10 protein-coding genes and 2 tRNA genes are annotated in these 9656 nt (G+C 74.1%); 8 read left to right on the top strand and 4 right to left on the bottom strand.

What is annotated here, in order from left to right:
- A partial coding sequence (locus tag GTW08_RS20235; protein WP_202417454.1) for a hypothetical protein occupies positions 1 to 257 on the bottom strand: 257 nt, incomplete at its 3' end.
- Between the two features lie 514 nt (positions 258 to 771).
- Here GTW08_RS20235 and GTW08_RS20230 point away from each other — a divergent pair.
- Positions 772 to 1446 carry a response regulator transcription factor gene (locus GTW08_RS20230; RefSeq protein WP_202417453.1) on the top strand — a complete coding sequence of 225 codons (675 nt, stop codon included), beginning with the start codon at positions 772 to 774 and terminating at the stop codon, positions 1444 to 1446.
- Between the two features lie 10 nt (positions 1447 to 1456).
- Here GTW08_RS20230 and hisC read toward each other — a convergent pair whose 3' ends face one another.
- Positions 1457 to 2509 carry a histidinol-phosphate transaminase gene (gene hisC / locus GTW08_RS20225; protein ID WP_073575619.1) on the bottom strand — a complete coding sequence of 351 codons (1053 nt, stop codon included), beginning with the start codon at positions 2507 to 2509 and terminating at the stop codon, positions 1457 to 1459.
- A 59-nt stretch (positions 2510 to 2568) separates the two neighbouring features.
- Between hisC and GTW08_RS20220 the strand changes: the two genes are divergently transcribed.
- On the top strand, positions 2569 to 3270 hold the full coding sequence (locus GTW08_RS20220; RefSeq protein ID WP_073575620.1) for a dienelactone hydrolase family protein: 702 nt from the start codon (positions 2569 to 2571) through the stop codon (positions 3268 to 3270).
- On the opposite strand, the gene GTW08_RS20215 is transcribed toward GTW08_RS20220, so the two are convergent.
- Entirely contained in the window at positions 3242 to 3859 is a 618-nt protein-coding gene (locus GTW08_RS20215) for a TetR/AcrR family transcriptional regulator C-terminal ligand-binding domain-containing protein (protein WP_073575902.1), read from the bottom strand. The two genes, GTW08_RS20220 and GTW08_RS20215, sit on opposite strands and share 29 nt — an antisense overlap.
- Before the next feature lie 89 nt (positions 3860 to 3948).
- Here GTW08_RS20215 and GTW08_RS20210 point away from each other — a divergent pair, with 89 nt between their 5' ends.
- The 4 genes from GTW08_RS20210 to GTW08_RS20195 all read left to right on the top strand — a co-directional run bounded on the left by GTW08_RS20210 (position 3949) and on the right by GTW08_RS20195 (position 7424).
- Positions 3949 to 4995 (top strand): aldo/keto reductase, encoded by a 1047-nt coding sequence (locus tag GTW08_RS20210; protein ID WP_073575621.1) that lies wholly within the window; start codon positions 3949 to 3951, stop codon positions 4993 to 4995.
- A 91-nt stretch (positions 4996 to 5086) separates the two neighbouring features.
- Complete coding sequence (locus tag GTW08_RS20205; protein ID WP_073575622.1) at positions 5087 to 7093, top strand: acetoacetate--CoA ligase; 2007 nt, start codon at positions 5087 to 5089, stop codon at positions 7091 to 7093.
- A 99-nt stretch (positions 7094 to 7192) separates the two neighbouring features.
- A tRNA-Ser gene (locus tag GTW08_RS20200) sits at positions 7193 to 7282 on the top strand.
- A 69-nt stretch (positions 7283 to 7351) separates the two neighbouring features.
- Positions 7352 to 7424, top strand: a tRNA-Arg gene (locus GTW08_RS20195).
- 128 nt (positions 7425 to 7552) lie between these two features.
- Here the strand turns inward: GTW08_RS20195 and GTW08_RS20190 are convergent.
- Positions 7553 to 7729 carry a CsbD family protein gene (locus GTW08_RS20190; protein WP_062404020.1) on the bottom strand — a complete coding sequence of 59 codons (177 nt, stop codon included), beginning with the start codon at positions 7727 to 7729 and terminating at the stop codon, positions 7553 to 7555.
- Between the two features lie 144 nt (positions 7730 to 7873).
- Here GTW08_RS20190 and GTW08_RS20185 point away from each other — a divergent pair, with 144 nt between their 5' ends.
- Positions 7874 to 8734 (top strand): endonuclease/exonuclease/phosphatase family protein, encoded by an 861-nt coding sequence (locus GTW08_RS20185; RefSeq protein WP_139282805.1) that lies wholly within the window; start codon positions 7874 to 7876, stop codon positions 8732 to 8734.
- 65 nt (positions 8735 to 8799) lie between these two features.
- A partial coding sequence (locus tag GTW08_RS20180) for a serine/threonine-protein kinase (protein ID WP_161152381.1) occupies positions 8800 to 9656 on the top strand: 857 nt, incomplete at its 3' end.

Genomic DNA, 9656 nt, shown 5'->3' with positions numbered 1-9656 from the left:
TGCGCCCCGGTGCCGGTGACGGCGCGGGAGCCGCTGCCGGTCGCGCGGCCGCCCGGCGCCCACGGGTCGGGGTCGGCCGTGTCGGCCCAGGTGATCCGCCCGGCGTCCGCCGTCGTGGCACCGGTGGGGGAGTCCGCCGTGACGGCGGCACCGGTGTCGTCGGGGATGTCGGGGTCGGTGTCGTCGTACCCGGCGTCGAGGACGCGGTGCCGCCCGGAGGCGCTCACCCGGTCCTGGAGCAGGGTGGCCGCGGGCACGGCCGATCGGGCCGTGTCGTCCGCTGGGGCGGAGGACACGGCATGCCTGCCCCGGGGAGACGGCACAGAGGGGGAGCTGTGCTCGGCGGCGAGTCGCGCGATCAGGTCGCGGGGGTCGACCTGATCAGCCGCAGCGGAACTCTTCCGTCGCATGAGGAGGGACTCTAGGTAGGGTGACCGAGTGTGAACACCCTCGCTGAGAAGGGTGGTTGCGTCTCCGCGCCGACAGGTCGACGGAGAGCGCCGAAGAGCAAGATCCCGCCATTTCGGCAGTATCGCTGGGCCGAATAGAGCAACGTGGCTCTCAGGATCACCCGTTCAGGCTAAGCGGTCACGGTACGTCGCACCGTTAGCCGATTGTGACGGGCTGCCGGTCGAGGAACAGTGGCCGTGCCTCCCCGGTGCTCCCCGCACGACCTCACGAGCTCCCCGCTCCCCGACCTCCGCAGGATCTGTGAACGATCACGCTCCCCCCGTCTCGCCGTCCCTCCCGATCCCCGCTCCCCGTGCCGAGATGCGCGCGCTCAGGGTGCTGCTGGCGCTGCCGCCGTCGGCGGGCACCGCCTCGCTCGGCCGCGGGCTGCGCCAGGACCTCGCCGCCGAGGGCGTGGACCTCGTCGTCGTCGCCGACGGCATCGAGCTGCTGGACACCCTGCGCTCCCGCGGCGCCGACCTGCTCGTGCTCGACATGGAGCTGCCGGGCCCGGAGCCGTCGGTGCTGCTCGGAGCCGTGCAGTCCGAGTCCCCGCCGACCCCGGTGATCATCGTCGTGCCGCGCGAACGGCGGGCCGGGGTGATCGGCATGCTGCGCGGCGACCGCGACGACTTCCTCATCCGGCCGTTCGTCCCGGACGAGCTCGCGTCCCGGATCCGGCTCCGGCTGCGTGCCGCCGCGGGGCTGCCCGCGCCGACGGTGCTCGGGCACGGCGGCCTGTCCGTCGACGTCGACGCCGGCCAGGTGTCCGTCGACGGCCGCCGGGTCGCGCTGTCCCCGACCGAGTACGCGCTGCTGCTCGCGCTGGCCGAGCAGGCGGGCGAGCCGGTCGCGCTCGACGACCTGGGCCGCCGCGCCTGGACCGAACCGGTGTCGGCCAACCTGGTGCAGGTCTACGTGTCCTACCTGCGGCGCAAGATCGGTCCCGAGCGGATCAGGACCATCCGGGGGCTGGGCTACCAGCTGGACGGCTGAGTCGGGATTCTCAGGATCCGAAGGACGACGCGACGTCGAGCAGCAGGTCGTTCTCCTCCGGCGTGGACACGGTGACCCGTACCCCGTCGGTGGCGAACGGACGCACGATCACCTTCCGCTCGCCGCAGTGCGTCGCGAACGCCGCGGTCCGGTCCCCGAGCGGCAGCCACACGAAGTTCGCCTGGGTCTCCGGCACGGTGAACCCGGACCCGCGCAGCCCGGCGGCCACCCGGTCCCGCTCCGCGACGACGGCGGCGCAGTCGGCGAGGATCTCCTCCCGGTGCTCCAGTGCGGCGACGGCACCCGCCTGGGCGACCGAGCTGACCCCGAACGGTGGCGCCACCTTGCGCAGCGCGGTCGCGATCTCCTCGGAGGTCAGGGCGTAGCCGACCCGCAGTCCCGCCAGCCGGTAGGCCTTGGAGAAGGTGCGCAGCACGACCAGGTTCCGGTGGGCGTCGAGCAGCGGCCGGCCGCTGACGGCGTCGGGGTCGGTGACGTACTCGGCGTAGGCCTCGTCGAGCACCACCAGCACGTCCGACGGCACGGCGTCCAGGAAACGGACGAACTCGTCGCGGTGCACGGCCGGGCCGGTCGGGTTGTTCGGGCTGCACACGAACACCACCCGGGTCCGCTCGGTGACCGCGGCGGCCATCGCGACGAGGTCGTGCCGGAAGTCGGCGTCCAGCGGCACGGTGCGGATCTCCGCACCGCCGATCCGGGTCACGATCGGGTACGCCTCGAACGAGCGCCAGGCGAACAGCACCTCGTCGCCGGGGCCCAGGCAGCCGATCTGCACGAGCTGCTGGCACAGCGTCACCGAGCCGCAGCCGACCGCGACCCGCTCGGGGTCCAGGGCGTACAGGTCCGCGATGCGTCCGGTCAGCTCGACGACGCCGAGGTCCGGATACCGGTTGCCACCTGCGGCGGCGCGGGCGATGGCCTCCAGCACCGCGGGAGCGGGCGGCGCGGCGACCTCGTTGCTCGCGAGCTTGATCGCCCCGGGGACGGTGCGCCCCGGCACGTAGGCGGGCAGGGTGTCCAGATCGGGACGGATCAGCGTCATGACGGCAACGGTATCCGCCGGGGGTCGAACCCGGGCCCGTGCTCTGGTTGAGTGACGTCATGACGACGACCGCTGTCCGGACCGAGGGCGTGCCGCTGACCGACGGGGGCGAGCTGCGCCTGACCGTGGCCGAACCCGACGGCCCGGTCCGCGGCGGTGTCGTCGTCCTGCAGGAGGCACGGGGGGTCACCGACTCGATCAGGCTGCTCGTCACCGGCCTCGCCGCGGACGGCTGGCTCGCCGTCGCCCCGCACCTCTACCGCGACGCCGGTGCGGGCGGTGACCTCGCCGACGGCTCCGACGCCGAGGTCGCCGAGCACGTCGGCAGCCTCGAGCCGCGCCAGGTCATGGACGACTGCGACACCGCGTTCGGCTGGCTGGGCGACGTGGGTATCGAGGCCGACCGGATGGGCGTGCTGGGGTTCGACCTCGGGGGCACGGTCGCGCTGCACGTCGCGGCGAACCGCACCCTCGGCGCGGCGGTCACGGTCGCGGGTGGCGGGATCGAGTCGTCGCCGTGGTCCAGCCTGCCCGCCCTGGTCGAGACCGCGCCCGAGCTCACCTGCCCCTGGCTGGGCATCTACTCGGAGGCCTCCGACACCGACGCCGTCGCCCGCCTGCGCGACGCCGCGGCGTCCTCCGGTAAGGCGACCGACGTCGTGATCTACCCGAGCACCGGCTACCGCTTCGACGACGACCCGGACTCGGCCGCCGAGGCCTGGCAGCGGGTCCTCAACTGGTTCGACGCGCACCTGCGCTGACGAAGACCCCGGCGCGCGCGGCGGCCGCGGTCGCCGCGGCCGCACGGTGGGCGTCCGCGGTGTCCGGACGCGTCCCGCGGGTGAGGAGCTGGTGGTAGAGCGGGGCGGAGACCGCGCGGACGACGCCGGCCGGGTCGGTGCCCGCCGGTAGCTCGCCGCGGGCCACGGCGTCGGTGACGCACGGCTCCCAGACGGCGGTCCGGGCGTCGTAGAAGCCGCGTAGCGCGCGTGCGGTCCCGGCGTCGTCGACGGCGGCGCAGACCAGCGCGGTGAGCAGCGGCCTCTGTCGCGGGTCGGCCAGTGTGGATCGGACCAGCTCGGCGTTGGCGAGCAGGTCGCCGTCGAGCGAGCCGGTGTCGGCGCGCGGGGCGGAGGCCTCGATCATGTCGGTGACCAGGTCCTCCAGCACCGCGGGCACGCTGCCCCAGCGGCGGTAGACCGTCGTCTTGCCGACACCCGCCCGGCGCGCGAGTTCGGCGAGGTCCAGGCCCGGCAGTCCGAGCTCGATCAGGGCGTCGCCCGCCGCGGCCAGCACGGCGGACCGGACCCGCGCGGTCCGGCCGCCCGGCCTGCTCATCTCCGGTGCCACGGCGCCCACCCTAACCCGTGACGGAACCGGAGTTCCGTTTGGCGTGCTACGTTCTAAAGGAACCACAGTCCCTTTAGAGGAGGACGGGCATGGAGTACCGACGGTTGGGCCGCAGTGGGTTGCAGGTCCCGGTCCTGAGCTTCGGCGCGGGCACCTTCGCCGGGCGCGGCGAGCTGTTCGGCGCATGGGGGTCGGTCGACGTCGCCGGCGCGCGCCGGATGGTGGACCGGTGCCTCGACGCGGGGGTGACCCTGTTCGACACCGCCGACGTCTACTCCGACGGCGGGTCGGAGGAGGTCCTCGGGGCGGCGCTGCGGCAGCGCCGCGACGAGGTCCTGATCTCGACCAAGGCCGGCCTGCCGACCGGCCCCGGCCCGAACGACGCGGGCGCCGGGCGCCTCCACCTGGTCCGCGCCGTCGAGGACGCCCTGCGCCGGCTCGGCACCGACCGGATCGACCTGTTCCAGCTGCACGCCTACGACGCGGGCACCCCGCCCGAGGAGGTGCTCGCGACGCTGGACGTGCTCGTCCGGTCGGGCAAGGTGCGCTACACCGGCGTCTCCAACCACCCCAGGCGACGGCTGGTGCGGACCCTGGACCTGGCCGACCGGCACGGGTGGCCGCGGCCCGTCGCGCACCAGGTGTACTACTCGCTGGTCGGCCGCGACTACGAGTGGGACCTCATGCCGCTGGGCCACGAGGAGGGCGTCGGCGCTCTGGTCTGGAGCCCGCTGGGCTGGGGACGGCTCACCGGCCGGGTCCGGCGGGGCGCCCCGCTGCCCGCGGGCAGCCGGCTGCACACCACCGCCGAGGCGGGCCCACCCGTCCCCGACGACCTGCTGTTCGACGTCGTCGACGTGCTCGACGCGATCGCCGCCGAGACCGGCCGCACGGTGCCGCAGATCGCGCTGAACTGGCTCACGACCCGCCCGACCGTCAGCTCGGTGATCGTCGGCGCCCGGGACCTGGCGCAGCTGGAGGACAACCTCGGCGCGGTCGGCTGGCGTCTGGACGACGACCAGGTCGCCCGGCTGGACGCGGCCTCGCACCGCCCGGCGCCCTACCCGTACTTCCCCTACGAGCGGCAGGAGGCCTTCGCCCGGCTCGCGCCGCCGCTCGTCGGCGCCCCGGCCTGACCGTCCCCCTGTGACGGGCACCCTGTCGCGGCGGGCCGGAGTGGGGTCCGGCCACTGGTGCGCGGCCGGGGCCGTCGGGGATGCTCGGGGCATGCCGCCCGTGTCGTCGCCGCAGACCGTCACCGATCCGGACACCCCCGAGCTCCTGTGGAGCCCGGACCCGGACCGGGTGGCGGACACCGAGATCGTCCGGTTCGCGACCTGGGCGCGTGACGAGCGGAGCGCCCCGCTGTCCGACGTCACCGACTACGCGCAGCTGCACACCTGGTCGGTGACCGACCTGGAGGGCTTCTGGTCGGCGGTCGCCGAGTACTCCGGGGTGCTGTTCCACGACCGCCCCACGGCCACGCTCGGCTCCCGTGACATGCCCGGCGCGCAGTGGTTCCCGGGCGCGACCCTCAACTACGCCGAGCACGCCCTGACCCCCGGCCCGGGCCGCGCCGACGACGACACCGCCGTCGAGTTCGTCCGCGAGGACGGCCTGGAGCGCACCGTCACCCACGCCGAGCTGCGCGACCAGGTCGCCCGCGCGCGCGCCGGGCTCGTCCGGGCCGGCGTCGGACAGGGGGACCGGGTCGTCGCGCTCGCCCCGAACTCCGTCGAGACCCTGGTCGCGTTCCTGGCCGCGGCGAGCCTCGGCGCGATCTGGTCGTCCTGCTCGCCGGACTTCGGCGCCCGCGCCGTGCACGACCGCTTCGCCCAGATCGAGCCCGCCGTGCTCGTCGCCGTCGACGGGTACCGCTACAACGGCAAGGGCTTCGACATCCGCGACAAGGTCGCCGACCTGCAGCGACAGCTGCCGACGCTGCGCGCGACCGTCCTCGTGCCCTATCTCGACCCCGACGCGATCCTCGACGGCACGACGACCTGGGCCGGGTTCACCGCCGAGCCCGGCCCGCTGGAGTTCACGCCCGTCCCGTTCGACCACCCCCTGTGGGTGCTCTACTCCTCGGGCACCACCGGCCTGCCCAAGGGCATCGTGCACGGCCACGGCGGCATCGTCGTGGAGCACCTGAAGGCGATGCGTCTGCAGCACGGGCTCGGGCCGGGGGAGCGGTTCTTCTGGTTCACCACCACCGGCTGGATGATGTGGAACTTCCTGGTCGGCGGCCTGCTCGTGGGCGCGACCATCGTGATGTTCGACGGCAGCCCCGGTCACCCCGACCTCGGCGCGCTGTGGGCGCTCGCCGCGCGGCACCGGGTGTCGCTGTTCGGGGTCTCCGCCCCCTACGTGCAGTCCTGCATGAAGGCCGGCCTGCGCCCCGGCGACGACCACGACCTCTCCGCGATGCGCGCGCTCGGCTCCACCGGCGCGCCGCTGTCGGTCGACGGGTTCCGCTGGATCGGCGAGGCCGCCGGGTCGCACATCCAGATCTGCTCGGTCTCCGGCGGCACCGACGTCTGTGCGGCCTTCCTCACCAGCGCCCCCACGGTGCCGGTGTGGCTGGGCGAGCTCTCCTGCGCGGCGCTCGGCTCCGACGTCCGCTCGTCGGCCGAGGACGGCACCGACCTGCTCGACGACGTCGGCGAGCTGATCATCACGACGCCGACCCCGTCGATGCCGGTCATGTTCTGGAACGACCCGGACGGCACCCGCCTGCGCGAGTCCTACTACGAGGACTTCCCCGGCAACTGGCGGCACGGCGACTGGGTCCGCCGCACCCCGCGCGGCTCCTACGTCATCTACGGTCGCTCGGACTCCACACTCAACCGCGGTGGGGTCCGGATGGGCACCGCCGACTTCTACGCCGTCGTCGAGAACGTCGGCGGGGTCGCGGACTCGCTGGTGATCGACACGACCGCGCTCGGCGAGCGAGAGGAGGGGGCCCTGCTCTGCTTCCTCGTCCTCGACGACGGCGTCGCGCTCGACGACGTCGAGCCGACCCTGCGCTCGCTGCTGCGGAAAGAGCTCTCGCCGCGGCACGTGCCGGACCGGTTCGTCGTCGTCGACGCGGTGCCGCGCACCCTGAACGGCAAGAAGTGCGAGGTCCCGGTGAAGAAGATCCTCGCGGGCACCGCGCCGGAGAAGGCGGTGTCGGCCGGCGCCCTCCAGAATCCCGACGCGCTGACCCCGTTCGTGGCCCTCGCAGGGTCCTGACCTGCGGCGGACCGGGGGTCCCCGGCCAGGGGGACCCCGGTTCCGGACGGCCGGAATGCCCGTGTAGTGTTGTGCTCGCTGGTGGCCGTCAGGCACCGGGGAGGCTTCGCCTAGTCTGGTCTATGGCGCCGCACTGCTAATGCGGTTTGGGGTAACCCCCCATCCCGGGTTCAAATCCCGGAGCCTCCGCACCGGCACGGCGGTGGGTACACCGGTCGCCGGCCGACAACTGAAGATTGCTACGCTGGAGACAGCAACGCGCCCGTAGCTCAACGGATAGAGCATCTGACTACGGATCAGAAGGTTAGGGGTTCGAATCCCTTCGGGCGCACACATCAGGATCCGGCCCCGACCAGCACCTATGGTCGGGGCCGTTCTCGTGTCCGGATCGGCCGACTCGCACTCTCGGCCCCGGTCACGTCGTGACCGGGGCCGAGGGGTCGCGCCGACAGGAGCCGGTCAGTCCTTCGTGAAGGCGTCCTTGACCTTCTCCCCGGCCTGCTTCAGGTTGCTCTTCGCCTGGTCGCCCTGGCCCTGGGCCTCGAGCTCCTTGTCGTCGGTGACCTTGCCGACGGTCTCCTTGGCCTTGCCGGCGAGCTCCTCGGTCTTGTTGTCGACCTTGTCGTCCGCTCCCATGGGTGCCTCCTCGGCTCGTTCGTCACCGCTGTCCTGCGCCACCGCGGGGGTGTCGCGCACGGCGTGGGACCGGGTACCACGTGGCGGGCGCGGGAAACGGTGGGCCCGGATGCGGTTCGTCCGGTTCGGGCGGATCATGGAGGTGTGCCCGGTCACCGTTCCCCCGCCGCGCGGTCCCGTCGCCTGCGGATGGCGGTCGTCGCCGGTGCGCTCCCGCTCCTGGTCGCCTGCGCGCCCGGGTCCGCGGCTCCCGCGTCGCCCGGCCCGCCGGACACCCCGGAGGTGACGGTCGTCCAGATGAACCTGTGCGACAGCGGGATCGCCGGTTGTTACACCGGGCGAGCCGTCGAGGCCGCGGCCGATCTCGTGCGGACCGAGATGCCGGACGCGGTCACCCTCAACGAGGTGTGCCGCGCGGGCGTCGAGCGGATCGAGCAGGCGCTCGCCGGGGCCGCGCCGGGGTCGTCGACGTCGTCGTCGTTCCAGCCGGCCCGCGAGCGCGACACCGGCGCGCCGTACCGCTGCGCGAACGGTGACGAGTACGGCATCGGCGTGGTCTCGCGTGCCCCGTCGAGCGTCGCGAGCGCCGGGATCCACCCGGCGCAGGACCCGCGTGACCCCGAGGAGCGTGCCTGGCTCTGCCTGGACACGACGACCGCTGGTGGCCCGCTCGGGGTCTGCACCTCGCACCTGGCCTACACCGACCGCGCCGTCACCCGTGCCCAGTGCGGGTACCTGTTCGACACCGTCGTCGCGGGCCTGCGGTCCCGCGCCGACGCCGGACCGGTCGTCGTGGGGGCCGACCTCAACCTGGGGGCGGCCGACGACCCCGACCTGCGGTCCTGTCTGCCCCCGGGGTCGGCACCGGCCGCCGACGACGGGGTCCAGCACGTCGTCGTGATCCCCGCGGCGGCCGCTGCGCGGACCCGGGTGATCGACCTGGGCGGGACCACCGACCACCCCGCGCTGCTGGTCACGGTGCGGCCCGAGGCCGGATCTGCGTAGCGCTGCGGATCGACGGGACCCCGCCGGCCGGTAGAACGGTCACACGACGCGGGAGGGGTGGGGTCATGGACGAGGGCCTGGCCGTCGGTGCGGTGCTGGGGGACTTCGAGATCCGGGGACGGCTCGGGGCCGGGGGGATGGGGGTCGTGCTGCGGGCCCACGACCGTCGACACGGCGGCGAGGTCGCGCTGAAGGTGCTGCCCGCCCGTCTCGCCGGGGACCCGGTCGTCGTCGAGCGGTTCCGGCGGGAGGCCCGCGCGGCGTTCGAGCTGCGCGACCCGCACGTCGTGCCGGTCCACGGGTTCGGTGAGGTCGACGGCCGGCTCTACCTCTCGATGCGCCTGGTCGACGGCGAGGACCTGGCCCGTCTCCTGGCCCGGCGCGCGCCGTTGGAGCCGCACCGGGCCGCCCGGATCCTCCGCCAGGCCGCGCACGCCCTGGACGCCGCGCACGCCGCGGGTCTGGTGCACCGCGACGTGAAGCCCGCGAACCTGCTCGTCGTCGAGGACCGGGACGACTTCACCGCGCTCACCGACTTCGGCATCGCCCGCGCGGTCGGCCCGGACCCGGACACCGCGCTCACCGAGACCGGCGCCACCGTCGGCACGCTCGCCTACCTCGCCCCGGAGCGGCTCGCGGGCCGCACGCCGGTCGACGGACGTGCCGACGTCTACTCCCTGACCTGCGTGCTCGTCGAGATGCTGACCGGGCGCACGCCGTTCCCGGAGGCGGACCCGGCCGCCGTGCTCACCGCGCACCTGATGGCCCCGCCGCCCCGGGTGGCCGGGCGCCGGCCCGGCCTCGCCCCCGGCTGGGACGACGTCGTCGCCCGCGGGATGGCGAAGGACCCCGCCGACCGGTTCCCGACCGCCGGTGCACTCGCGGCCGCGGTCGACGCCCTCGCCGGGGACCGTCCCGTGCC

It is taken from the genome of Pseudonocardia sp. SID8383 (assembly GCF_009864975.1).
In the GTDB taxonomy this organism is placed as follows: domain Bacteria; phylum Actinomycetota; class Actinomycetes; order Mycobacteriales; family Pseudonocardiaceae; genus Pseudonocardia; species Pseudonocardia alni.
Note: the sequence above shows the minus strand (reverse complement) of the source record. Positions and strands in the feature narration are given on the sequence as shown.